The organism is Curtobacterium sp. GD1 (assembly GCF_020882855.1).
Classification (GTDB): Bacteria; Actinomycetota; Actinomycetes; order Actinomycetales; family Microbacteriaceae; genus Curtobacterium.
In genome coordinates this window covers 47,418-71,095 of record NZ_JAFEVQ010000002.1, presented here as the reverse complement: position 1 = coordinate 71,095, position 23,678 = coordinate 47,418, and the positions used below count along the sequence as shown (strand labels likewise).

21 protein-coding genes and 1 pseudogene are annotated in these 23,678 nt (G+C 72.9%); 19 read left to right on the top strand and 3 right to left on the bottom strand.

Annotation, left to right across the window (positions count from 1 at the left end; translation table 11 throughout):
* The 4 genes from metK (at window position 1) to JSX79_RS01920 (ending at window position 5,843) form a co-directional block, all read left to right on the top strand.
* Entirely contained in the window at window positions 1-1,215 is a 1,215-nt protein-coding gene (gene metK / locus JSX79_RS01935; RefSeq protein WP_070416247.1) for a methionine adenosyltransferase, read from the top strand.
* Window positions 1,216-1,224: 9 nt separating this feature from the next.
* Window positions 1,225-3,207, top strand: a complete 1,983-nt coding sequence (locus JSX79_RS01930; RefSeq protein ID WP_229085001.1) for a primosomal protein N' — start codon at window positions 1,225-1,227, stop codon at window positions 3,205-3,207.
* Window positions 3,208-3,573: 366 nt separating this feature from the next.
* A complete protein-coding gene (gene tdh, locus JSX79_RS01925; protein ID WP_229084999.1) occupies window positions 3,574-4,623 on the top strand; it encodes an L-threonine 3-dehydrogenase in 1,050 nt (349 codons plus the stop codon).
* A complete protein-coding gene (locus JSX79_RS01920) occupies window positions 4,623-5,843 on the top strand; it encodes a glycine C-acetyltransferase (protein WP_229084998.1) in 1,221 nt (406 codons plus the stop codon). The genes tdh and JSX79_RS01920 overlap by 1 nt, the downstream gene beginning before the upstream one ends.
* On the opposite strand, the gene JSX79_RS01915 is transcribed toward JSX79_RS01920, so the two are convergent.
* Window positions 5,830-6,288 (bottom strand): DUF4383 domain-containing protein, encoded by a 459-nt coding sequence (locus JSX79_RS01915; RefSeq protein WP_181015119.1) that lies wholly within the window; start codon window positions 6,286-6,288, stop codon window positions 5,830-5,832. The two genes, JSX79_RS01920 and JSX79_RS01915, sit on opposite strands and share 14 nt — an antisense overlap.
* 54 nt (window positions 6,289-6,342) lie before the next feature.
* Here JSX79_RS01915 and JSX79_RS01910 point away from each other — a divergent pair, with 54 nt between their 5' ends.
* From JSX79_RS01910 to JSX79_RS01900, 3 genes are read left to right on the top strand one after another with little or no spacing between them, the layout of a single operon-like run.
* Entirely contained in the window at window positions 6,343-9,339 is a 2,997-nt protein-coding gene (locus tag JSX79_RS01910) for a DEAD/DEAH box helicase family protein (protein ID WP_229084997.1), read from the top strand.
* 58 nt (window positions 9,340-9,397) lie between these two features.
* Window positions 9,398-10,333, top strand: a complete 936-nt coding sequence (gene fmt / locus JSX79_RS01905; RefSeq protein ID WP_229084995.1) for a methionyl-tRNA formyltransferase — start codon at window positions 9,398-9,400, stop codon at window positions 10,331-10,333.
* The gene (locus tag JSX79_RS01900; protein WP_229084994.1) at window positions 10,330-11,823 is read left to right on the top strand and encodes an RsmB/NOP family class I SAM-dependent RNA methyltransferase; all 1,494 of its coding nucleotides are present in this window, start codon (window positions 10,330-10,332) and stop codon (window positions 11,821-11,823) included. The genes fmt and JSX79_RS01900 overlap by 4 nt, the downstream gene beginning before the upstream one ends.
* Before the next feature lie 35 nt (window positions 11,824-11,858).
* Here JSX79_RS01900 and JSX79_RS01895 read toward each other — a convergent pair whose 3' ends face one another.
* Together JSX79_RS01895 and JSX79_RS01890 are read right to left on the bottom strand one after the other, a co-directional pair.
* The gene (locus JSX79_RS01895) at window positions 11,859-13,505 is read right to left on the bottom strand and encodes a fibronectin type III domain-containing protein (RefSeq protein WP_229084992.1); all 1,647 of its coding nucleotides are present in this window, start codon (window positions 13,503-13,505) and stop codon (window positions 11,859-11,861) included.
* 216 nt (window positions 13,506-13,721) lie between these two features.
* Window positions 13,722-14,375 (bottom strand): NAD(P)-dependent oxidoreductase, encoded by a 654-nt coding sequence (locus JSX79_RS01890; RefSeq protein ID WP_229084989.1) that lies wholly within the window; start codon window positions 14,373-14,375, stop codon window positions 13,722-13,724.
* A gap of 63 nt (window positions 14,376-14,438) precedes the next feature.
* On the opposite strand from JSX79_RS01890, the gene JSX79_RS01885 reads away from it, so the two are divergent.
* The 12 genes and pseudogenes from JSX79_RS01885 (at window position 14,439) to trpA (ending at window position 23,654) form a co-directional block, all read left to right on the top strand.
* Window positions 14,439-15,041, top strand: a complete 603-nt coding sequence (locus tag JSX79_RS01885; RefSeq protein WP_229084987.1) for a TetR/AcrR family transcriptional regulator — start codon at window positions 14,439-14,441, stop codon at window positions 15,039-15,041.
* A gap of 47 nt (window positions 15,042-15,088) precedes the next feature.
* Window positions 15,089-15,748, top strand: a complete 660-nt coding sequence (rpe, locus tag JSX79_RS01880) for a ribulose-phosphate 3-epimerase (RefSeq protein WP_070416239.1) — start codon at window positions 15,089-15,091, stop codon at window positions 15,746-15,748.
* Between the two features lie 101 nt (window positions 15,749-15,849).
* On the top strand, window positions 15,850-16,113 hold the full coding sequence (locus JSX79_RS01875) for a phosphoribosyl-ATP diphosphatase (RefSeq protein ID WP_031259753.1): 264 nt from the start codon (window positions 15,850-15,852) through the stop codon (window positions 16,111-16,113).
* 45 nt (window positions 16,114-16,158) lie between these two features.
* Window positions 16,159-16,998, top strand: a complete 840-nt coding sequence (gene hisG, locus JSX79_RS01870) for an ATP phosphoribosyltransferase (protein WP_022906699.1) — start codon at window positions 16,159-16,161, stop codon at window positions 16,996-16,998.
* On the top strand, window positions 16,995-17,759 hold the full coding sequence (gene hisF, locus JSX79_RS01865) for an imidazole glycerol phosphate synthase subunit HisF (protein ID WP_229084985.1): 765 nt from the start codon (window positions 16,995-16,997) through the stop codon (window positions 17,757-17,759). The genes hisG and hisF overlap by 4 nt, the downstream gene beginning before the upstream one ends.
* Window positions 17,760-17,784: 25 nt before the next feature.
* Window positions 17,785-18,153: pseudogene (gene hisI / locus JSX79_RS01860) on the top strand (phosphoribosyl-AMP cyclohydrolase); the annotation flags it as partial.
* Between the two features lie 89 nt (window positions 18,154-18,242).
* Entirely contained in the window at window positions 18,243-19,787 is a 1,545-nt protein-coding gene (locus JSX79_RS01855; RefSeq protein ID WP_229084983.1) for an anthranilate synthase component I, read from the top strand.
* Complete coding sequence (locus tag JSX79_RS01850) at window positions 19,784-20,554, top strand: Trp biosynthesis-associated membrane protein (protein WP_229084981.1); 771 nt, start codon at window positions 19,784-19,786, stop codon at window positions 20,552-20,554. Before JSX79_RS01855 ends, JSX79_RS01850 begins: the two co-directional genes overlap by 4 nt.
* Window positions 20,551-20,790 (top strand): HGxxPAAW family protein, encoded by a 240-nt coding sequence (locus JSX79_RS01845; RefSeq protein ID WP_070416235.1) that lies wholly within the window; start codon window positions 20,551-20,553, stop codon window positions 20,788-20,790. The genes JSX79_RS01850 and JSX79_RS01845 overlap by 4 nt, the downstream gene beginning before the upstream one ends.
* Window positions 20,791-20,806: 16 nt before the next feature.
* A complete protein-coding gene (trpC, locus tag JSX79_RS01840; protein WP_229085047.1) occupies window positions 20,807-21,592 on the top strand; it encodes an indole-3-glycerol phosphate synthase TrpC in 786 nt (261 codons plus the stop codon).
* A 56-nt stretch (window positions 21,593-21,648) separates the two neighbouring features.
* Window positions 21,649-22,863 (top strand): tryptophan synthase subunit beta, encoded by a 1,215-nt coding sequence (trpB, locus tag JSX79_RS01835; protein ID WP_070416234.1) that lies wholly within the window; start codon window positions 21,649-21,651, stop codon window positions 22,861-22,863.
* Window positions 22,860-23,654, top strand: coding sequence for a tryptophan synthase subunit alpha (trpA, locus tag JSX79_RS01830; RefSeq protein WP_229084979.1), 795 nt, complete (start codon window positions 22,860-22,862; stop codon window positions 23,652-23,654). The genes trpB and trpA overlap by 4 nt, the downstream gene beginning before the upstream one ends.
* The last annotated feature ends 24 nt before the right edge of the window (window positions 23,655-23,678 follow it).

Below are 23,678 nucleotides of genomic sequence, written 5' to 3'. Positions count from 1 at the left end.
GTGACGAGCAGCAGCCTGCGCCTCTTCACGTCCGAGTCGGTGACGGAGGGGCACCCCGACAAGATCTGCGACCAGATCTCGGACACGATCCTCGACGCGCTGTTGACCGTCGACCCGCACGCACGCGTCGCGGTGGAGACGATGGTCACCACCGGACTCGTGCACGTCGCCGGCGAGGTCACGACCTCGGGCTACGTCGAGATCCCGAAGCTCGTCCGTGACGTCATCACGGGCATCGGCTACAACTCGTCCGAGGTCTCCTTCGACGGCCACACCTGCGGCGTCGAGGTCTCGATCGGTGCGCAGTCGCCCGACATCGCCCAGGGTGTCGACGAGTCCCTCGACGCGCGCTCCGGTGCCGGCGTGGACCCGCTCGACCGCCAGGGCGCCGGCGACCAGGGCATCATGTTCGGCTTCGCGACGAACGAGACCCCCGAGTACATGCCGGTCGCGATCTGGCTGGCGCACCGCCTGGCCGAGCGACTGGCCGCGGTCCGCAAGTCCGGCGAGCTGTCGTTCCTGCGTCCAGACGGCAAGACCCAGGTCACGGTCGGGTACGACGGCGTCGTGCCGAAGACCGTCGAGACCGTCGTGCTCTCCACGCAGCACTCGCCGTCCGTCACGCTCGACGAGCTCACCGCCGCGGTGACCGAGCACGTGATCCGTCCGGTGCTCGCCCAGGTCGACCTCGACTCGTCGCACGTCGACGTCATCGTGAACCCGACCGGCCGGTTCGAGATCGGCGGCCCCCAGGGCGACGCCGGCCTCACCGGACGCAAGGTCATCGTCGACACCTACGGCGGTGCCTCCCGCCACGGTGGCGGCGCCTTCAGCGGCAAGGACCCCTCGAAGGTCGACCGCTCGGCCGCCTACGCGCTGCGCTGGGTCGCGAAGAACGCGGTCGCCGCGGGCCTCGCCGACCGGCTCGAGGTGCAGGTCGCCTACGCGATCGGCCGCGCGAAGCCCGTCGGGCTCTACGTCGAGTCGTTCGGCACCGGACACGTCGACGACGCCACGATCGAGGCCGCGATCCTGCAGGTCTTCGACCTCCGGCCGGCCGCGATCATCCGCGACCTCGACCTGCTCCGTCCGATCTACGCGAAGACCGCGACGTACGGGCACTTCGGCCGCGAGCTCCCCGGGTTCACCTGGGAGCAGCTCGACCGCGTCGAGGAACTCCGCGCCGCCGCAGGACTCGTCGCCGCTGCCGTCTGAGGCCTCGGCGTGACCACCGTCGCGCGCGTCGTCCTCGACTCGCCGCTCCCGCAGTTGGACCGTCTGTTCGACTACCGGGTGCCGGACGGGCTCGAGGACGACTGCGTGCCGGGGGTGCGGGTCAAGGTGCCGCTCCGCACTGGTGCGCGCATGTCCGACGCCTACGTGGTCGAGATCGTCACCGAGGGTGAGTACCCGGGTGAGCTCAGCGCCATCGAGACGGTCGTCTCCCCGGTGCCGGTCCTCGCGCCGGAGATCTGGTCGCTCGCGCGCGCCGTGGCCGACCGTGCCGCGGGGGTGGCGTCCGACGTGCTCCGGCTCGCCGTGCCGACGCGCCAGGTCCGTGCCGAGAAGGCCTGGCTGGCCCGCGACACCGCGTGGTCGCCGCCGTCGGTCGAGCCGCCGCCCGTCACCGGCTACGCGGACGGCGTCCTGGAGGCGCTGGTCGCCGACCACGGTCGCGCTGCGGTCGCCGCCGTCCCCCACCCGACAGCGCTCGGTGCCGCCGACGCGCCGGTCTGGGTCCCCGGATGGGCGGCCACGCTCGCTCAGGCGGCCGCGCACACGGTCGCCGCGGAGCAGTCGGCGGTGATCGCCGTGCCGGACTTCCGCGACGTCTCCGACCTCGAGCGTGCGCTCCTCGCGGTGCTGCCGCCGGAACGGGTCGTCCGGTTCGACGCCAAGCAGACGAACGGGCAGCGGGCCAAGGCCCTGCTGCAGGCGAGGACCCACGCGGTCGTCGCGATCGGCAACCGCACGGCGGTGTACGCGCCGGCGACCGAGCTCGGACTCATCGCCATGTGGGACGACGGGGACGCCTCGTTCATCGAGCCGCGTGCCCCGTACGTGCACACCCGGGACGTCGCCCTCGTCCGGGCCGCGCAGTCCGGGGCCGCGCTGCTGTTCCTGTCGCACGCCCGGAGCACCGACGTGCAACGGCTCGTCGAGCTGCACTGGCTGCAGGAGGTCACGCCGTACCGGGCGAAGACACCCAAGGTCATCCCGACCGTCCAGCAGACCGGCGCCGAGGGGTACGCGGCACAGGCCCGCATCCCGAGCTCGGCGTGGCGTGCCGCGCGCGAGGCCAGCCAGCACGGAGCCGTCCTCGTGCAGGTCGCCAGTCCGGGGTTCGGCACCGGGCTCGTCTGCGCCGAGTGCGGTGAGCGCGCGCACTGCCGGATCTGTGGCGGTCCGCTCGGCAGCCCGCACCGGGGTGCGACGCCGCAGTGCCGGTTCTGCGGCGCGCTGGCGGTCGGGTTCCGCTGCCCGACGTGCGGCAACGGCACGGTGAAGCCGGTCGGCCAGGGGGCGCAGCGCACCGCGGACGAGCTCGGCCGGGCGTTCCCGGGCACGCGCATCGTGGTCGCCGACGGCTCCCGTCCGCTCGACGAGGTCCCGGCGCGCCCCTCGGTCGTGGTCGCCACCCGCGGAGCCGAGCCGAGCGTCCCGGGCGGGTACGCGTGCGTGCTCCTGCTCGACGGGGAGCGCATGCTCGCGCGTGAGGGGCTCCGCGTGCAGGAGGACGTGCTGCGCTTCTGGACGAACGCCGCCGCCAAGGGAGCCCCGGGCGCCGAGGCGTACCTCGTCGGCATCGGCGGGAAGCTCGCGACGGCCATGGCGCTGTGGCGGCTCGACGGTCCGGCGCACGACGAGCTCGCCGACCGCCGTGAGCTGCACTTCCCACCGGCCGTGCGGGTCGCGACGCTGACGGGCACGGACGAGGCGGTGACGGCCGCGGTCGAGGCGCTCGACGGCCTCACTGTCGGCCCCGTGCTCGGTCCGGTACCGGTCGAGGACGACGCACTCCCGGGAACCGTCCGTGCGATCGTGCGCTTCCCGTACGCGCACGGCGCCGAGGTGGCGGCGACCCTCAAGGCCGAGGTGATCCGGCGTGCGTCCACGCGGCGGGTGCTGCCCGGGGGGAACCGGCGTCGGGCGGCGCCGGCGCTCCGGGTGCGGCTCGACGACGCGGAGCCCTTCAGCGAGGTCTGACCCGGCCGGCCGCGCGCTGCTGGGCGCGGGCCGTCGCGCCGGACCTGCGCCGTGCCTCCAGGGCGCCTGCCGCGTGCCGCGCGTTGCCCGCGCGCGCATGTTCCGACGTTCCGCCCGTCGATCGACGTGTGTTCTGTCGACGCATGCGCACGCACCGTCTGCGTGCGCATGTTCCGACGTTCCGCCGCTCGATCGACGCGTGTTTCGTCGAAGCATGCGCACGCACCGGTCGCCCGCGCGCCCGTGTCCACGCCGTGCATGCGACATGCACGGCCCGCGCGCGCGACCTGTGCCAGGGTGGACGACGGCGGTCACGAGCCGCCGACGACACACATCACGCACGACGAGGTGACGCGGATGACGCCGATGAGGGCGCTGTACAAGCCGGACGCTGCTCCGGGACTGATCATGACCGAGCGGCCGGTACCGGTCCCGACGGAGGACGAGGTCCTCATCCGGGTCCTCCGCACCGGGATCTGCGGGACCGACCTGCACATCCGGCGGTGGGACGACTGGGCGGCGTCGGCGGTCACGGCCCCGCTGGTCCCCGGACACGAGTTCTTCGGCGAGGTGGTCGAGGTCGGCTCCGCCGTGCGCGACGTCGCGGTGGGGGACCGGGTCTCCGGCGAGGGCCACATCGTGTGCGGCACGTGCCGGAACTGCCGGGCCGGCCGACGCCAGATGTGCATCCGCACGAAGGGCCTCGGCGTGCAGCGGGACGGCGCCTTCGCGGAGTACCTGACGCTGCCCGGCGCGAACGTCTGGGTGCACCACGCCGACGTCGACCCCGAGGTCGGCGCCCTGTTCGACCCGCTCGGCAACGCGGTCCACACGGCGCTCGCGTCCCCCGTCGTCGGCGAGGACGTGCTCGTCACCGGGTGCGGGCCGATCGGCCTCATGGCGATCGCGGTCGCCCGGCACGCCGGTGCCCGGTTCGTGGTCGGCACCGACGTCAGTGCGGAGCGCCTGGCGATGGCGACGGCGATGGGCGCGGACCTCGGCGTCGACGTCGGTGCCGCCGGTGACCCGATCCGGGCGGCGCAGGAGCAGCTCGGCATGCGCGAGGGGTTCGACGTCGGCTTCGAGATGTCCGGCGCCCCGACCGCCCTCCCGGCGATGGTCGACAACATGAACCACGGCGGGCGGATCGCCATGCTCGGACTGCCGACCGGCGAGATCGCGGTCGACTGGGGCAAGGTCGTGACGCACATGCTCACGGTCAAGGGCATCTACGGCCGCGAGATGTTCGAGACGTGGCAGACCATGAGCTCGATGCTGCAGACGAGCGAGGTGCTGCGCGACCGCATCGCCTCGATCGTCTCGGGGCGCTTCGCGGCGCGTGACTGGGAGGCAGCGTTCGCCGCAGCGGCGAGCGCGGACGGCGGCAAGGTCGTCATCGACTGGACGGAGATCTGATGTACGGCGCGATCAAGGACCACCTGACGGCCGAGCTGGCGGGCATCGAGGCCGCCGGGCTCACGAAGCGGGAGCGCGGCATCGCCGGTCCGCAGCGTGCGGCGATCGAGGCCGACGGTGCTCCGCTGCTGAACTTCTGCGCGAACAACTACCTCGGGCTGGCCGACTCCACCGATCTCGTCGACGCGGCGAAGGACGCCCTCGACCGGTGGGGCTACGGCATGGCGAGCGTCCGGTTCATCTGCGGCACGCAGGACCTCCACCTCGACCTCGAGCGTCGCGTGTCGGCGTTCCTCGGCACCGAGGCCACGATCCTGTACTCGTCGTGCTTCGATGCGAACGGCGGCCTGTTCGAGGTGCTCCTCGGGCCGGAGGACGCGATCATCTCGGACGAGCTGAACCACGCCTCGATCATCGACGGCGTGCGGCTGTCGAAGGCGCAGCGGTACCGGTACCGCAACCGCGACGTGCAGGACCTCGAGGCGCAGCTCGTCGCCGCCGGGGACGCCCGGTTCCGCGCGATCGTCACCGACGGCGTCTTCTCGATGGACGGCTCGATCGCCCCGCTCGCCGAGATCTGCGACCTCGCGGACCGGTACGACGCCCTCGTCATCGTCGACGACTCGCACGCCGTCGGGTTCGTCGGCGAGCACGGCCGGGGGACGCCCGAGCTGTGCGGCGTCGCGGACCGGGTGGACGTGTACACGGGCACGTTCGGCAAGGCACTCGGGGGTGCGAGCGGCGGGTACGTCGCCAGCCGCCAGGAGATCGTGGACCTGCTGCGGCAGCGGTCCCGTCCGTACCTGTTCTCGAACTCGCTCGCGCCCGTGATCGCCGCGGGGACGGTCGCAGCGCTCGACCTCATCGAGCGGTCGGACGACGCGCGCGAGCGGCTGCGGGCGAACGCGGCGCGCTTCCGGTCGCTCATGACCGACGCCGGGTTCGAGCTGTTGCCGGGGGAGCACCCGATCGTTCCGGTGATGTTCCACGACGCGGCCCTGACCGCACGGATCGCCGACGAGATGCAGGCGCGCGGGATCTACGTGACGGCGTTCAGCTACCCGGTGGTGCCGAAGGACCGGGCGCGGATCCGGGTGCAGCTCTCGGCGGCGCACACCGAGGAGCAGGTCCGGCGGTGCGTGACGGCCTTCACCGAGGCACGAGCGGCCGCGGCGCAAGCGGCCGCGGGTCCGGTCGGCGACGCGGTCAGCCCGCGGTGACGGCGGTGTGGCGCTCGCGCGGGAAGACCACGCCGAGCGCCACCATCCCGATCGCCAGCACCAGGTGCAGCCAGTTGTCCGCCCAGTTCAGCGGCACGAAGTTCGCCCCGAAGTCGTGTCCGGCGGTGAACAGCCCGTACACCCACAGCACGAAGTAGACGACGCCACCGATCACGAGGTACATGCGGGACCCGGTCGCGTACCGCGCCGCGAGCAGTCCGACGACCCCGAACAGCAGGTGCACGACGTTGTGGAGCACCGACACCTGGAACAGTCCGAGCAGCATCGCCATCGAGCCGTGCCCCGCCCCGCCGAGGTCGCCCGTCGTCAGCCCGGGGACGAACCCGGCGATCCCGACGAGCAGGAAGACGACCCCGACGACGAGTGCGATCGCCTGGATGCTCGAGCCCGCGTAGCGGTTGGTGGACGTGGTGACGTCGGACATGGTGGAACCTCCTCGTTCGGCTGCTGGCGACGGTACCCGTGGGAGACTCGGACGGTGACGACGGGGGAACGCACGAACGACCGCACGAACGACCGCTCGGGGGCCCGCACGCTCCCGCTCGCCAGCTGGCGCCACCAGGGCACGCTGCGCACGTACCAACGCGACGTCCTCGACCGGGTGCCGGTCGAACCCGGTGACCCCGTCCACGTCGTCGCGCCGCCGGGTGCCGGCAAGACCCTGCTCGGGCTGCTCCTCGCCGGACGCCACGGTGCGCGCGCCCTCGTGCTCGCGCCGACCGCGACGATCCGCTCGCAGTGGGCCCGATCGGCGTCGGCCCTGCACGGAGACGCGACGGTGTCCGAGGACCCGGACCGCCCCGGCGACCTCACCGCGCTGACCTACCAGATGCTCTCCGTCCTCGACACCGGCAGTCCGCTCACCGACCTCGCCACCGCGGACTGGCGTCGCGAACTCGTCGACGGGGGACGGGACGACGCGGCCGCAGCACGGTGGATCGACGACCTCCGCACCAGCAACCCGGCAGCGTTCCGGAAGGGCGTCCGTCGCCGTTCCCGCGCGATCCGGAAGCGGCTCGCGCGCGAGGACCCCGAGCGCCTCGCCGAGGCCCTGCACCCGAACGCCCGCGCACTCGTCGACCGGCTCGTGGCACACGGAGTCGAGACCGTCGTCCTCGACGAGTGCCACCACCTCCTCGACCACTGGGCGCTGGTGGTCGCCTACCTGCTCGGCCGCATTCGCGCGTCCGGCCGCGAACCGGTCGTCATCGGCCTGACCGAGACCCTGCCGTCCACCGACGACCGCGACGCCCACGACACCTACACCGCACTGCTCGGCGACGTCGACCACGAAGTGCCGACACCCGCCGTCGTGAAGGAGGGCAACCTCGCGCCCTACCGCGACCACGTCTGGTTCGTCGACCCGACCCCGGTCGAGCTCGCCTTCCTGCGCGACCACGAACGCCGACTCACCGCGCTGATCCGCGGGGCGCTCGCCGAACCCGACGGGATCGACTGGCTCGAGACGACGCTGCAACCGGAGACCAGCACCGGCGCGGTCTCCGGACCGGACCCCGGCACACGGCCCGCCACCGCCGAGGAACGACTCGCCGCAGCCTTCGCCGCCGACTTCCCCGTCGCCGAGGCCGCCGCACGCACCCTCGCCGAGTTCCGCCCCGACCACCCACTGCTCGCGCTCCTGCCCGACGACGTCCGACGCGCCCCCGACGCCGAGGGGCGGATCCGGGTCCTCGCCCGCTACGCCCTCGACCGACTGCTGCCCGACCCCGACCGCGCGGAGCAGTGGCAGCGCATCAAGCGCTCGATCGTGGACTTCGGCTTCACCCTGACCGACCGCGGCGTTCGACGGAGCCGGGACCCGATCGACACGGTGCTCGCATCGTCCGCCGCGAAGGACCGCGCCGTCGTCGACCTGCTCCACCTCGAACTCTCCCAGGACGCCGCCGACCGGGTCCGGGCCGTCGTGGTGACCGACCACGCCACCCACGGCAACACCCGGGGGAGCGCCGTCCCCGCCGCGGGCGCACTCCGGACCTTCGCCACGGTCGCGACGGAGGACCACCCCGTGCCGCTGCGCCCCGTGCTCGTCACCGCACGCCACCTCCGGATCGCCGCCCGAGACGCCGACATCCTGCTCCCCGCACTCGAGCAGCGCCTCGGCACGACCTGCAGCACGGAGCCGGTGCCCGAGGACCCGCACGTGCGCAGCGTCGAGACTCCCGGTGCCGGATCGGCCGCCGTGCTGGCCGCCGTCTCCGCCCTGCTCACGGACGGCACCACCCGACTCGTCATCGGTACCCGTGGCCTCCTCGGCGAGGGCTGGGACTGCCCCGCCGCGAACACGCTCATCGACCTCACCGCCGTCGCGACCTCGTCGGCGACCCAGCAGCTCCGGGGTCGCACGCTCCGCCTCGACCCGGCGTGGCCCCGCAAGGTCGCCCACAACTGGACCGTCACCGCCGTCGTCCCGGCCGACGTCCCGCTCGACGCCGCCCCGGACGTCTCCCGGCTGCGCCGGAAGCACGAACAGATCTGGGGACTCCTCCGCTCGGACTCTGCGCAGGTGGTCCGCGGCACGTCGATCGCGCTCACCGACGGACAGGCCCGCCGGCTCGCCGGACTCGTCGCCAAGGACGAGCGGCAGACCGTCCGGGCCCTCGACGAGACCATCGCCGCCGAACTCCCCACCCGGGCCGACAGCTGGGCCGCCTGGCGCGTGGGCGAGCCCTACGCCGACCGCGAGAGCACGGCGACCGTCGTCGAGGAACCACGCACGCAGCCGTTCCGCACCGGACCGACCGCGGAGTTCGTGCTCGCCGTCGTCCTCGGCGCGGTCCTCTGGCTGCTCGCCGAGTCCGCCCGGGGCATCGTCGCCCTCTGGCGGCTCGGCTCGGTGCCCGGCGTCCTCGGGCTCCTCGTCGTCATCGGTCTCGCCGTCCTGCTCGTCTGGCCCGTCGCCCGACAGCTCGGCCTCGCCCTCCGCCAGCGGTTCAGCACCGTCGGCGCCTACCGCAGAGCCGTCCGGGTCGTCGTCGACGCACTGCACCGGGCCGGTCGGGTCCCGGCGTTCGGCGAGGGGGACGTCCGCGTCACCGCGCAGATGGCGGGGAAGGTGCCGCAGAGCTTCACGATGGAGGTGCTCGGCGCACGCCCCGAGGACCGCCGCGTCGTGACCGGCGCGCTCGCCGAGTTCTTCGGCCCGGTGCGGACCCCGCGCTTCCTGCTGCAGGTCAGCCGCACCGAGCGCGCGACCGTGCGCCGGGCACCGTTGCTCGTCGTGGCCCTGGCCGTGGCCCGTGCGGTCACCCCGGGCGACCGGTACTTCGCCGTGCCGGCGGCCGTGGGACGTCGCCGTGCCGATGCCGAGGCGTTCGCCGCCGACTGGAGCCGCCGGGTCGGTCCGTGCCGCCTTCACGAGATCGACTCGCCGGAGTCGCTCGTGCTGCTGGTCCGTGCCCGCCGGACGTCGGGTGCCGCCACGGCCGCGCCGGTGCTCCGCGACCAGTGGTCCTGACACGATCCGAGCTGCCGTCGGACGCGGAGCACGTGGGGAACATGGGAGGATCGAACCCATGCGTCTCGTCGTCGCCGGCAGCCCCGCTGCGGCCGTCCCCACCCTCCGCCGCCTCGCGGCGTCCGAGCACGAGATCGCCGCGGTGCTCACCCGTCCGGCGACCCCGCAGGGCCGGAAGCGCGTCCTCACCCCGACCCCCGTCGCCCAGGTCGCACAGGAGCTCGGCCTCCCGGTGATCGAGGCGTCCCGGGTCGACGACGAGGTCACCGCCCGCATCGCCGACCTCGGGGTCGACCTCGGCGTCATCGTCGCGTACGGCGCCCTGCTCCGACGCCCGGCGCTCGACGCCCCGCGGCTCGGCTGGGTGAACCTGCACTTCTCGGACCTGCCGCAGTACCGCGGCGCCGCCCCCGTCCAGCGCGCGGTGATGGCCGGCGACACCCGCACCGCCGCGACGGTGTTCCAGCTCGTCGAGGCGCTCGACGCCGGTCCGGTGTACGCGAGCGACCCGTTCGACATCGACCCCGAGGCGACCTCCGGCGAGGTCCTCGCCGCGATGGCCGAGACCGGCGCCGAGACCGTCGTCCGCGTCGTCGACGACATCGCCGCGGGCACCGCGGTCGCCGTGGAGCAGACCGGCGAGCCCACCCTCGCCCCGAAGCTGACCATCGACGACGGTCGCATCGACTTCGCCGCACCGGCCACCGTCGTGCACGCACGCCTGCGCGGCGTCACGCCCGAGCCCGGCGCGTACGCCCACCTCGGCGAGACCCGCGTCAAGCTGCTCCGCAGCAACCGACTGCCAGGAGGCGCGGCGGACCCCGCCCCGTCGCTCGCCCCCGGTGCGCTCAGCGTCCAGGGCGGTCGGCTGCTCGTCGGGACCGCCGACGACCCGCTCGTGCTCACCGAGGTGCAACCCGCCGGCAAGAAGGCGATGGACGCCGCCGCCTGGGCCCGGGGCCTCGGCTCCCTCGACGGGAAGGTCCTGGCGTGAGCGCCGCGAGCACCGGGCAGCGCCGGCACCACGGACCGCGGCAGACGAGCGCCCGCCGTGTCGCCTTCGACGTGCTGCGGGCGGTGCAGGTCGACGACGCCTACGCCAACCTCCTGCTCCCGACCCGGATCCGCCGCGCCGGGCTCTCCGCGCGCGACGCCGGGTTCGCCACCGAGCTGACCTACGGGTCGATCCGGATGCTCGGCCGGTACGACGCGATCATCGCCCTCGCCTCCGGTCGTCGCATCGACAACGTCGAGTCCGACGTGCTCGACGTCCTCCGGCTCGGCGCCCACCAGCTGCTCGGGATGCGCACCCCGACGCACGCCGCCGTGGACGCCACTGTCGAGCTCGCCCGCGAGGTCGGTGCCCGCCGCGCCACCGGCTTCGTCAACGCCGTGCTGCGCAAGGTCGCCGCACGGACCGACGACGAGTGGGACGCGCTCATCACCGAGGGCCGCGGTGGGGACGCACTGCTCGCCACCCGGTGGTCGCACCCCACGTGGGTGGTGTCCGCGCTGCGGGACGCCCTCGCTGCCGAACGCTCGCGGGACGAGCTCGCCGCGCTCCTGGCGGCCGACAACGCCGCGCCCCGGGTGCAGCTCGCCGCGCTGCCCGGGCTGGCCACCGACGAGGACGTCGCCGCTGCCCGGGCCCACGTTGCGACCGCGACCGAACACGAGACGGACGCCGACGACGAGACGCAGGTCGCGCCTCCCGAACCGCTCACGGACCCCGAGGCGGACCTGCCGGTCTCGCCCGTCGGCATCCGCGGGATCTCCGGCGACCCGGCCCGCGTGCCGGGCGTCACCGCCGGACGGCTCCGCGTGCAGGACGAGGGCTCCCAGCTCGCGGCACTGGCGCTCAGCCGGTCGTCGGCGATCCGGCCGGGGGAGCGGTGGCTCGACCTCTGCGCCGGGCCCGGTGGCAAGGCGGCGCTCCTCGCGGCCGAGGCCGCACAGGGCGGGGCGACCCTCGTGGCGAACGAACTCGTGCCGGCGCGTGCCGGACTCGTGCGGAAGGCCCTCGCGGGCGCCGGCGACGGCGTGACCGTGGTCGAGGGCGACGGTCGGCGCTTCGGTCGCGACGGCGCCGGGGTGACGTTCGACCGGATCCTGCTCGACGCGCCGTGCACCGGGCTCGGAGCGCTCCGGCGTCGTCCGGAGGCCCGGTGGCGCAAGCAGCCCGAGGACGTCCCCGAGCTCGCCGGGCTGCAGGCCGAACTGCTCGACGCCGCCGTGCGGGTGCTCGCACCGGGCGGGACCCTGGCGTACGTGACGTGCTCGCCGCACCTGGCGGAGACCCGCGGCCAGGTCGACGCCCTGATGGCGCGGCACGGTGGCGAGCTCGAGCAGCTCGACACCGCGTCCGTCGTGCGGTCCGTGGCTGCGCGGGACCCTCGGGTGGCCGACGGGGACACGGTGCAGCTCTGGCCGCACCGGATCGGGACGGACGCGATGTTCATCGCGCTGTTCCGGCGCGTCGCCTGACCGCTTCGCTCAGGCATGAAACCTGTTCGAAGCAGTCACCCCTCGGGCCAGAAGGACGCGGAACTCGCCGAGGCGAGGCCTTTCCCAGCTGCGTTGACCGCGTTCACCCGTACTTGGTAGTTGTTCCGCGGCAGACCGGTCAGGGTGATGGGACTCTCCGAGCCCGTGGCGGTGAACGACCCGGTGGAGACTTCGTAGCCGGTGATCGGCAAGCCACCGTCGCTCGCGGGAGGCGTGAAGGACACGGTGACCGACCCCGGTCCGGGTTCGATCCCGGTGATCGTCGGGCTACTGGGGGTCATGACGGTCACGGGAGTCGTGCCGAACCCGGCTGTGCCTGCCGAGCTGACGTTTCCAGCTGCGTCCACGGCGAAGACTGCCACCGTGTACTGCTGCCCGGTCGGCACAGTCGGCAGCGTGGCGGACGTGCCGGTGACGTCGAGCGGGACACCGCTCTGCGGCGTCGCGCCGGTGCCGTCGCCCTGGACGAGTCGGGCGACCGTCCTCACCGCGTCGCTGGACGGGGAGGGCTTCCACTGCACGGACGTCGAGGTGGCCGACACCCGTACAGCGGTCGGCGCGCCCGGAGCTGCGACGTCGGGACGAGCCTGCCACTGCAACGACCCCCGCTGCGCGAGCTTGTCGAAGCAGTACTGCGTGAACGACATGTCGACGGTGTCGGGCAGTCCCGTGACGGGGTCGAGGAGGAACTGCTTGACCGTCATGGTGCCGGTGGTGTCACATCCGAGGCCACGCACCGTCGTGACGATCTTATACGGTCCACCGGTCGTGGTGGCTCGTGTGCCTCGCGGGAAGGACTTGAGGCCGGGACTCTGCAGTCGGACACCGATGATCTCTCCCTTGCCGCCCAGGTCCTGCGCGCTGAAGAACCATGCCTGCGCGCTCTCCCGAACGGACATCGCACTGGAGGTGGAGGTCTCGATCGTGGTCTTGCCCTTGTCCACGCTGTCCTTGCCCGACGACGTGATCGCAGTCTTCCCCGAGAAGGCCGAACCTGTCAGAGCGACTCGTTGGCTCGTGCCCCCGATCGGCACGTGGAGCGAAGCCGACGCGGGTCCGGAGGCCTTCGGCTTGAAGTCGACGGAGAAGGTGCACGTGGCTCCCGACGCGAGCGTCGTCCCGCAGGTGCTGCCGCTCGCGGCGAAGGACGTGGCTTCCGGGCCGGTCACCGTGGGCTTGCCGAGTGTGACGGGTGCGCTGCCGGTGTTGTGTACCGTCTCGACCTGACTCGTCCTCCGTGCCCCCACGTACGCCTTCTGGAACACCAGGTTGCGCGCACCGAGGACCACCGACCCTGGTGCGACCTCGCCGAAGCGGAACTCGCCGATCCCCGGCGCGACCGCGTCGAACCGAGTGATCCGACCATCTGCCGGGTCCGACGCGAGATCGATGATGTCGAACTCCCCGAACACGTCCGCGCCGTTGATCTGGAGCGTCGGGATCGTGTCGATCGACTGCTGTCCGACGAGGCGGTAGACGCCGGTCGTGAGGGGCTTGCCCGTGGGCGGCGTGAGCGTGAACGTCGCGCTGCTGGTACTCGACAGCGTCGCTCTGGCATCGATCCCACGACTGGTGTCGGCGGTCCGGAGGTCGACGTCCTCCCCGTCGGCGAACTGCGGTGTCCCTCTGTCCTGGTACCACGGCGAGAGGATCTGGAGCACGGCTCCGCCCTGCGTCGGAGGTGAGGCGGCCGTCGCCGGACTGGTGGCCGCGATCGCGACGGAGGTGACGAGCAGCGCAACGCCGAAGGTTGCCGCGCGGGCGGGAAGCCGCATTCTGTTTCCGTTCCTGAGGTGGTGAGCGGGCCTCAACTCGTGCCAGCGACCCCACGGTACCCGCGCCGTCCAGGCTCGTCCGCTCCGGAGGCTGCCTTCTGCTCAGCGAGACCGGCGGTACGCGCTCCCGTCACAGGTGTGCACGGCGTCCTCGTCGAACAGCGCCCGCAGGTTGTACGCGGCGCAGTCGCGGAAGGTCGCGATGCTGATCCACCGCGCCGAGCGGCGGAGCTCGCCCTTCGCGGGGCCGTCCGAGCCGATGCCGGCCCGGTGCACCGTCCAGGCGATGTCCCGCGCCTCGGCGTCGAGGTAGCGCATCACCGCCTCGTTGTCGGCGTGCTGCCCGCGGTACGCGCGGGCGAGCGTCGCCCGCACGAGCCGCAGCACCGGTGCAAGCCGCCGGCCGGGAGGCGCGCTCAACCCGCCCGCCTGGTAGAGCAGGCGGGTGGCACCGCTCCGACGCATCGCCGGCACGAGCGCCCGGACGAAGGGCGTGTTGACCAGACGGTCACGCTGCGCGTCGACGTCCCCGAGCATCACGACGACGGCGGTCACACCGTCCAGCAGTGCGTCGAGGTCGAGGTCGTCGGGGACGGAGCCCGGTACGACCTCGAGGTCGTCGTGCTGGATCGTGAGCTTGGCCGGCGTGCGGGCGACGGCGCGCACCCGGTGTCCGGCGTCGAGGGCGAACTGCGTGAAGTGCTGGCCGGTCTGGCCCGTCGCGCCGAAGACGAGCAGGTGCTGTTGCGATGTCATGGTCACAATCTAGGCACTGACTAGAAAATAGGCAATGCCTAGTCGCGGGGGTAGGGTGGAGCCATGCCGGATCGTCCCTTCCACCACGGGAACCTCCGCGCCGTCCTGCTCGACGAGGCCGTGACGGTCCTGCGTGAGGACGGTGTCGACGGGCTGTCCCTGCGTGACCTCGCGCGCCGTGCCGGTGTGAGCCACGGAGCGCCACGGAGCCACTTCGTCGATCGCCAGGCGCTCCTCGACGCCGTGGCCGAGCTCGGCTTCGACCGGCTGGCCGCCGCGGTGCGCCGAGCGCTGGCCGGGGCCGGTGACCTGGACGACCGCTTCCGCCGGGTCGCCCTCGCGTACGTCGACTTCGCGATCGACGACGCCGCGCTGATGGACCTGATGTTCCAGGCGAAGACGACCACCCGGGCCGAGTCGGTGCAGGCCGCCGCCTCGTCGCTGTTCGCCGTGCTCGACGGCGCCATGGGGAGCGCGCTGGCGGGCGGCGGCGACGGCGACGCCCGGCACCTGTTCAAGCTCCTGTTCGCCGCCACCATGCAGGGGATCGCCGCGCTCGTGGTCTCGCGTCGGATCGACCGCGCCGAGGGGGAGCGGCTGGTGGACGCCGCGCTGGAGACGATGCTCCGCTCCGACCTCGGCTCCCGCGCCGTCGGCGCGAACTGAAGCGAGTACGGAGCGGGCAGACGGACGCGCCCCGGTAGGCTCGACGGGTGACGATCCGCATCTCGCCGAGCATCCTGTCCGCCGACTTCGCGAACCTTGAACGCGAGCTCCACCGCATCGAGACCGCCGACCTGGTGCACGTCGACGTGATGGACAACCACTTCGTGCCGAACCTCACGCTGGGCCTGCCGATCGTGCAGCGCCTGCAGGAGGTCTCCCCGGTGCCGCTCGACGTCCACCTCATGATCACGAACGCCGACACCGAGGCGCCGAAGTACGCCGAGACCGGTGCGTCGAGCGTGACCTTCCACTTCGAGGCCGCCGACGACCCGGTGGCGACCGCCGCGGCGATCCGCTCGAACGGCGCCCGGGCAGCCGTCGCGGTGAAGCCCGGCACCCCGATCACCCAGGTGCTCCACCACCTCGACGCCTACGACATGATCCTGCTCATGACGGTCGAGCCCGGGTTCGGCGGCCAGGCGTTCATGCACTCGGTGATGCCGAAGCTCGCCGACGCCCGTGCGGCGGTCGACGCCTCGGGGCTCGACGTCTGGCTCGAGGTCGACGGCGGGATCGCGGTCGACACGGTGCCCGAGGCGGTCCGCAGCGGTGCCGACACCCTCGTGGCGGGCTCCGCGGTCTACGGCGGCGAGCCGGCCGCGCGCATCGCGGACCTGCGCGAGGCGGCCGCGGCAGCACGCTCGTGACCGGACCGGCGCCCGAGGTGACGGGCGTGACGGACACGAGCCGCGCCTCCCGTCCGGACGGTACGTCGGCCGTGTCGGCGGGGGACGGTAGCCTGGTGCGCGTGAAGACGTTCGACGACCTGTTCCAGGAGCTCACCGAGAAGGCGCGCACGCGCCCCGAGGGCTCCGGCACCGTCGCCGAACTGGACGCCGGCGTGCACCAGATCGGCAAGAAGATCGTGGAAGAAGCGGCCGAGGTCTGGATGGCGGCCGAGTACGAGGGCGACGAGCGCACCTCCGAGGAGATCTCGCAGCTCGTGTACCACCTGCAGGTGCTCATGGTGGCGAAGGGGCTCACCCCGGCGGACGTCTGGCGACATCTCTGATCCGCTGATCAGCCGCCGACCCTCCACCAGAAAGCAGACCCCCTGATGCTCCGCATCGCCGTGCCCAACAAGGGCTCCCTGTCCGAGACCGCGTCCGACATGCTGCGCGAGGCCGGGTACGCCGGCCGCCGCGACCCGAAGGCCCTCCACCTGCTCGACGAACGCAACGGCGTCGAGTTCTTCTTCCTCCGCCCCCGCGACATCGCCACGTACGTCGGTTCCGGCGCGCTCGACGTCGGCATCACCGGCCGCGACCTGCTGCTCGACTCCGGCTCCGCTGCGCACGAGGTCGACGCGCTCGGGTTCGCCGACTCGACGTTCCGGTTCGCCGGGACGCCCGGCCGGTTCAGCACGCTGCAGGACCTCGACGGTGTGCGGGTGGCGACGAGCTACCCCGGGCTCGTGGGGGAGTTCCTCGCGAAGCACGGCGTCACCGCGACGCTCGTGAAGCTCGACGGCGCGGTCGAGAGCGCCGTGCGCCTCGGTGTCGCCGACGCCGTGGCCGACGTGGTCTCGACGGGCAGCACGCTCCGGGCGGCCGGGCTCGAGATCTTCGGACCGGTCATCCTCGAGTCGACCGCGCTCCTCATCTCCACCGACGAGACGATCCCCGGCATCGACGTCCTGCGGCGCCGACTGCAGGGCGTGCTCGTCGCGCGCGGCTACGTGATGCTCGACTACGACATCCCCACCGGGCTCCTCGAGCAAGCGACCGCCGTCGCGTCGGGCATCGAGTCGCCGACGGTCTCGCCGCTGCACGGTCGCGACTGGTCGGCCGTCCGCGTGATGATCCCGCGCGACGACGCGAACCTCATCATGGACGCGCTGTACGACCTCGGCGCGCGCGCCATCCTCGTCAGCCCGATCCACGCCGCACGACTGTGACCGGGGTCTCCGTCCGGGTCATCCCCTGCCTGGACGTCAAGGGCGGCCGGGTCGTCAAGGGCGTCAACTTCCTGGACCTGCAGGACGCCGGTGACCCGGTCGAGCTCGCCGCGCGCTACTACGAGCAGGGCGCGGACGAGCTGACCTTCCTCGACGTGGGTGCCACGGTCGAGAACCGCGCGACGATGTACGACACGGTGACGCGCACGGCCGAGCAGGTGTTCATCCCGCTCACCGTCGGTGGCGGCGTCCGGAGCGTCGACGACGTGTCGCGACTGCAGCAGTGCGGTGCGGACAAGATCGGCGTGAACAGCGCCGCGATCGCGCGTCCGGACCTCGTCGGCGAGATCGCGGACCGGTTCGGCGCGCAGGCCGTCGTGCTCTCCCTGGACATCAAGCGGTCCGACCGGATGCCGTCGGGCTTCGTCGTGACGACCCACGGCGGACGGACCGAGTCTGACCTCGACGCGCTCGCGTGGGCGCGCGAGGCCGTCGAGCGCGGCGCGGGGGAGCTCCTCGTCAACTCGATCGACGCGGACGGCACGAAGAACGGGTTCGACGTCGAGCTCGTGGCAGCGGTGCGCGCGGTCGCGTCGGTCCCGGTCATCGCTTCGGGAGGCGCGGGTCGGCTCGAGCACTTCGCCCCCGCGATCGAGGCGGGCGCGGATGCCGTCCTCGCCGCCAGCGTCTTCCACCGTGGCGAGATGACCATCGGTGACGTGAAGGCCGCGCTGCGCGCGACCGGGCACGCCGTCCGCTGATCCGCCGCCGTAGGCTAGGAGTCTCATGACCGACAGCACCAGCACCAGCACGGACGCGGTCCTCGACCGCGCGCGGTTCGGTGCGGACGGGCTGCTCCCCGCCATCGTGCAAGAGGAGTCGTCGAAGGACGTCCTCATGCTCGGCTACATGGACCGAGAAGCCCTGCGCCGCACCCTGACCGAGGGACGGGTGACCTTCTGGTCGCGGTCCCGGAACGAGTACTGGCGCAAGGGCGACACCTCGGGGCACGCGCAGTACGTGCGCGGGGCGGCGTTCGACTGCGACGCGGACACGCTCCTCGTGACCGTCGAACAGGTCGGTGCCGCGTGCCACACCGGCGCGCACCGCTGCTTCGACGTCGACCCCCTCGAGCCCGTGACGGCGTCCGCGCCCGACGGCGCCGCGTCCGATCTCGCTGGTGCGCCGTCCGACCTCGCTGGTGCGCCGTCTGCTCTCGCTGGTGGGGCCGTGGAGGAGACCCGATGAGCACCGCGACGCGCTCCGACACGCCGCACACGACCTCCCGTCCGGAGTTCGACGCCCTGCTCGACGCCCACCGCGTCGTCCCCGTCGTGCGCGCGCTCTACGCCGACAGCGAGACGCCGGTCGGTGTCTACCGGAAGCTCGCCGACGGCCGGCCCGGTACCTTCCTGCTCGAGTCCGCCGGGCAGGGCGGCCTCTGGTCGCGCTGGTCCTTCGTCGGGGTGCGCAGCTTCGGCGTGCTCACCCAGGACGGCGACCGCGCCGCGTGGATCGACACCGGCATCCCGGCGTCCCGCGCCGTCGACTCGCTCGACGGCGAGCCGCTCGAGGTCCTGGCGCGGCTGCACGAGCGCTGGGCGACCCCGCGGATCCCCGGCACCCCGCCGCTCGTCGGTGGCACCGTCGGGTTCATCGGCTGGGAGGCCGTCCGTCAGCTCGAGCACCTGCCCAACGTGCCGCCGGCCGACTTCGACGTGCCGGGGCAGGCCCTCGCGTTCGTGTCCGAGCTCGCCGCGCTCGACCACCGCACCGGGCTCGTCCTCCTCGTCGCCAGCGTGCTGAACGACGGTGTCGACGACGCCGAGGCGCTGTGGGCGGACGCCCAGGCGCGACTCGACCGGATGCAGGCCGACCTCGTGCAGCCCTCCGCCGCCACCGTCGCCGAGGCGTTCGACATCGCCGAGCCGACGCCGACCCACCGGTCCACCCCCGCGGACTACATGGCGGCCGTCGAGCGGTCGAAGGGCTTCATCCGCGACGGGGACGTCTTCCAGGTCGTCATCTCGCAGCGCTTCGACCACGAGGTCACCGCGGATCCCCTCGACGTCTACCGCGTGCTGCGGACGCTCAACCCGAGCCCGTACATGTACTTCCTGTCGTTGGCGGACACCGCGGACGAGCGCTTCTGGATCGTCGGCGCCTCGCCCGAGGCCCTGGTCAAGGTGCAGGACGGCCGGGCGATCACCCACCCGATCGCCGGGTCGCGTCCGCGCGGCGCCACACCCGAGGCGGACGTCCGTCTCGGCGAGGACCTGCTCGAGGACCCGAAGGAGCGCGCCGAGCACCTCATGCTCGTCGACCTGGCGCGCAACGACCTGCAGAAGGTCTGCGAGCCGGGCACGGTCGCCGTGACCGAGTTCATGACGGTCGAGCGGTTCAGCCACATCATGCACCTGGTGTCGAGCGTCGAGGGCGCCGTGCGGCCCGGGGCCTCGGCGATCGACGTGTTCCGGGCGACCTTCCCGGCCGGCACCCTCTCCGGGGCGCCGAAGCCGCGGGCGCTCGAGATCATCGACGAGCTCGAACCCGCGAAGCGCGGTGCCTACGCGGGCGTGGTCGGCTACTTCGACTTCGCCGGCGACGCCGACCTCGCGATCGCGATCCGCAGCGCCCTCATCAAGGACGGTGTGGCACGCGTGCAGGCCGGGGCCGGGCTCGTGGCCGACTCCGACCCCGAGACCGAGCACATCGAGGCCGTGAACAAGGCCGCGGCACCGCTGCGTGCCATCGCGACCGCGAACCGGATGCGCGGGGTGCACTCGTGACGGCCCGCCGTTCCCGGCCGCTCGTCGTCGTCGCCGGCCTTGCCGTCGCGGGCATCATCATGCTCTCGTGGACGCAGACCTGGTTCACGGTCCACCTCCACGCGGGCGCTGCCGTCGCCGCGAAGGTGGACGCCGACGGTGCGGCCGCGGTCCCGCAGTACACCGCCCTGGCGATCGCGAGCCTCGCGCTCTTCCTGGCGATGACCATCGCCGGTCGGGTCGTCCGGATCGTGCTCGCCGCCGTCGAGATCCTGCTCGGCGTCGGCGTGGTGGTGTCCGGCATCACCGCCCTGGCCGACCCGGTCGCCGCAGCGAAGGGTGCCGTGGGCGAGGTCGCGGGCGTCGCGGACCTGTCCGCCGTCCGCCGGGCCGTGTCGAGCGTGGACGTGTCGGCGTGGCCGGTCGTCGGCATCGTCGGCGGCGTGCTCGCGATGGCGCTCGGGGTCGTCGTGCTCGTCGTGCAGCGGTCCTGGCCGGGGCCGAGCCGGAAGTACGGTGCGGCCACCGCGGGTGCGGCGGCGGATGCCCGTGCGGTGGCGCCGGTCGAGCGTGACGCCGTCGTGGACTGGGACGACCTGAGCGCCGGTGTCGACCCGACCTCGGACGCGGTCGCAGGCCCCGACAGCGCAGCCGCGGGCCCCGACAGCACAGCCGCGGGCCCCGACGACGCGAGCGCGGACGCTGCCGGAGCGGCCCCGGACGACACGGTAGGATCGAACGGACGCCGGTCGAACGACGGCGTCGAAGCAGAACGAGGAGCACCGTGAGCAACACTGAGCCCGCAGAACTCGGCGAAGGCCACTCGCCGGCAGCCTGGACCGCCGTCGTGATCATGCTGATCGGATTCGCGGCCGGCACGCTGTTCTTCTGGTTCGACCAGCCGTGGGGCGTCTGGGCCTCCGCCGGCGTGGTGCTCATCGGCCTCATCGTCGGTGGCGTCATGAAGAAGGCGGGCTACGGCGTCGACGGCCCGAAGTTCGTCCCCAAGCACCACTCCGAGTAGGTCCGGCATGCCGAACGTGCTCGAGACCCTCGTCGCGGGCGCGCTCGAGGACGCCGCGGCCCGTCGCGTCGACCGTCCGTACGCGGACGTCGAACGCGACCTGGACCGCGTCGCGTCCCCGCTCGACGCCCTCACGTTCCTGGCCCCCGGCGACCGGGTGAAGATCCTCGCCGAGGTCAAGCGTGCCAGCCCGTCCCGCGGGTCCATGGCCCCGATCGAGGACCCCGCGTCCCTCGCCGCCGACTACGAGCGCGGCGGTGCCTCGACGATCAGCGTCCTGACCGAGGGGCGCAAGTTCCTCGGCAGCCTCGCCGACCTCGAAGCGGTCAAGGCGCGGGTGGGCGTCCCCGTCCTCCGCAAGGACTTCATCGCCGACCCGTACCAGGTGATCGAGGCCCGGGCGTCCGGTGCCGACGTCGTCCTGCTCATCGTGGCGGCGCTCGAGCAGCAGCAGCTGGTCGAGCTCCACACCCTGGCGGAAGAACTCGGCATGCGCGTCCTGGTCGAGGCGCACTCGGCGGACGAGGTCTCGCGCGGCCTCGACGCCGGCGCCCGGATCCTCGGGGTGAACGCCCGCGACCTGACCGACTTCTCGCTCGACCGCGACCTGTTCGGATCGCTCGCCGACCGCATCCCCGACGGGGTCGTGCGCGTCGCCGAGTCCGCGGTCGCCGGTCCGGCCGACGTCGCGCACTACCGTGCCGCCGGCGCCGACGTCGTCCTGGTGGGAGAGGCGCTCGTGACGGGCGACGACCCCGCTGCCACACTCGCGTCGTTCATCGCGGCCGCCGACCGCGACTGACCGACGACAGCATCCATCCCAGCCCGGTTCGCCGGGCGCGTCCCGGGAGACCCATCGTGACCTCACTCCGCGACCTGCACGGACCGTACTTCGGCGACTTCGGCGGGCGGTTCGTCCCCGAGTCGCTCGTCCTCGCGCTCGACGAACTCGAAGCGGCGTTCCGCGAGGCCTGGGCGGACCCGGCCTTCCGCGACGAGCTCGACACGCTCCAGCGCGACTACACCGGGCGACCCTCGATCATCACCGAGGTGCCCCGGTTCGCCAAGCACGCCGGCGGTGCCCGGATCATCCTCAAGCGCGAGGACCTCAACCACACCGGCTCGCACAAGATCAACAACGTGCTCGGTCAGGCCCTCGTGGCCAAGCGCCTCGGCAAGACGCGCCTCATCGCCGAGACCGGCGCCGGCCAGCACGGCGTGGCGACGGCCACCGCGGCGGCGCTGTTCGGCATGGACTGCGTCGTCTACATGGGCGCCGTCGACACCGAGCGTCAGGCGTTGAACGTCGCCCGGATGCGCCTGCTCGGTGCCGAGGTGATCCCGGTCGAGACCGGCTCCCGCACGCTGAAGGACGCCATCAACGACGCCCTGCGCGACTGGGTCGCCAACGTCGACTCCACGCACTACCTGCTCGGCACCGTCGCCGGCCCGCACCCGTTCCCCGAGATGGTGCGCGAGTTCCACAAGGTCATCGGCGAAGAGGCCCGCCAGCAGGTCCTCGACCGGGTCGGACGCCTGCCCGACGCGGTCGCCGCGTGCGTCGGCGGCGGCTCGAACGCCATGGGCATCTTCGAGGCCTTCCTCGACGACGAGTCCGTCGCGCTGCACGGCTTCGAGGCCGGTGGCGACGGCGTCGAGACCGGTCGGCACGCCGCGAGCATCACGCTCGGTCGCGAGGGCGTCCTCCAGGGCACGAAGTCCTACCTCATGCAGGACGAGGACGGCCAGACGATCGAGAGCCACAGCATCTCCGCCGGGCTCGACTACCCGAGCGTCGGGCCGGAGCACGCCTACCTCGCCTCGATCGGGCGTGCGAAGTACGAGCCGATCACCGACGACGAGGCGATGGAGGCCTTCCGCCTGCTGAGCCGCACCGAGGGCATCCTGCCGGCGATCGAGTCGTCGCACGCCCTCGCCGGGGCGATCAAGCTCGGCAAGGAGCTCGGCCCAGAGGGCGTCATCCTCGTCAACCTGTCCGGCCGCGGCGACAAGGACGTCGCGTCCGCCAGTCGCTACTTCGGCATCCTCGACGAGAACGCGGTGCAGCTGTGACCGCGAACCAGACGGTCGCGACGACGATCGACACCGCCAACGCCGAGCGCGCGGGGGCCGTCGTCGGCTACCTGCCCGCCGGCTACCCCGACGTGCAGACGAGCGTCGACGCCGCCGTGGCCCTGGCCGAGAACGGCGTCGACGTCATCGAGCTCGGCCTGCCGTACTCCGACCCGGTGATGGACGGCCCGGTCATCCAGCGGGCGGCAGAGGAGAGCCTGGCGAACGGCTTCCGCGTCGCGCAGGTCTTCGACGCCGTGCACCAGATCACCGAGCGGGCGAACGTGCCCGTGCTCGTGATGACCTACTGGAACCCGGTGCTCCGGTACGGCGTCGAGCGGTTCGCCGACGACCTCGTCGCCGCGGGTGCCGCCGGGCTCATCACGCCGGACCTCATCCCCGACGAGGGCGCCGAGTGGATCCGCGAGTCGGAGCGCACCGGCCTGGACCGGGTGTTCCTCGCGGCCCCGTCCTCGTCGGACACGCGCATGCAGCAGGCGGTCCGGTCCAGCCGCGGGTTCGTCTACGCCGTCTCCACGATGGGCGTCACCGGCGCGCGCGAGGGCGTCGACGTCGCAGCCCGCACCGTCGTGTCGCGGCTCCGCGACGCCGGGGTCGAGCGCACGTGCGTCGGTCTCGGCATCTCGACGGCGGAGCAGGTCGGCGAGGTCCTCGAGTACGCCGACGGCGCCATCATCGGCTCCGCCTTCGTCCGGGCCCTCGCGGACCTCGGCGTGCAGGGCGTGGCCGACCGGGCAGCCGACCTCACCTCGGGCGCGCAGCGCCGCTGACGTCCAGGAGGCGCGGTGCCGGCG